The sequence below is a fragment of the Vibrio sp. 1641 genome (assembly GCF_033339995.1).
GTDB classification, from domain to species: Bacteria; Pseudomonadota; Gammaproteobacteria; order Enterobacterales; family Vibrionaceae; genus Vibrio; species Vibrio alginolyticus.
In genome coordinates, this window is record NZ_JAWOVP010000072.1 from 1 (window position 1) to 931 (window position 931).

Consider the following 931-nt stretch of genomic DNA (forward strand, 5'->3'; position numbering starts at 1 on the left):
TCTAAGACGTACATGACACCAACAAGACCTGCACCAATTTGGCTCGCTAAGCGAATGCGTTGTGCTTCGCCACCGGATAGTGTCTCTGCACTCCGGGATAAATTAAGGTAGTTCAAGCCCACATTTACAAGGAACTGTAGACGATCATTGATCTCCTTCATGACCTTTTCTGCGATTTGCGCACGTTGACCTTCTAGCTTGAGTGTTTGGAAGAAGGTAAGGGCATCTGCAATACTGAGCTCAACGATCTCAGGTAAGGTAGTATCGGCAATAAATACATTACGTGCTTCAAGGCGTAGACGAGTACCGCCACAGCTTGAGCATGATTTTGTCGAGATGTATTTAGCTAACTCTTCTCGAACGGAGTTGGACTCGGTATCGCGGTAACGACGTTCAAGCGTATTTAAAATCCCTTCGAATGGGTGGCGCTTTACACGAATGTCGCCGCGATCATTGATGTACTTAAACTCGATCTCGGTGCGGCCTGAGCCTTTGAGAATAACGTCTTGCGTTTTCTTTGGCAGAGAGTTGAACGGAGCATGCAAATCAAATCCATAATGATCCGCCAATGAAGTCAGCATTTGGAAGTAATAGTAATTCTTTTGATCCCAACCACGAATGGCACCTTGTGCCAAACTGAGTGAGTCATCTTGAATCACTCGGCTTGGATCAAAATACTGTTGTACACCCAAGCCATCACAAGTTCCACACGCGCCTGCTGGGTTGTTAAATGAGAACAATCTCGGTTCCAGCTCTTGCATGCTGTAGCCACATTGCGGACAAGCGAAGTTCGCTGAAAAGATGATTTCTTCCCCATCGCCATCCATCGGAGCAATCACCGCAATACCACCAGAAAGCTCTAGCGTCGTCTCAAATGACTCTGCTAAACGTTGTTGCAGATCTGGGCGAACTTTGAATCGGTCGACCACGA

At 46.9% G+C, this 931-nt stretch carries 1 pseudogene; it reads right to left on the reverse strand.

The annotated features are described in order from the left end of the window. A pseudogene (locus R7Z47_RS24220) lies at window positions 1–931 on the reverse strand (excinuclease ABC subunit UvrA); the annotation flags it as partial.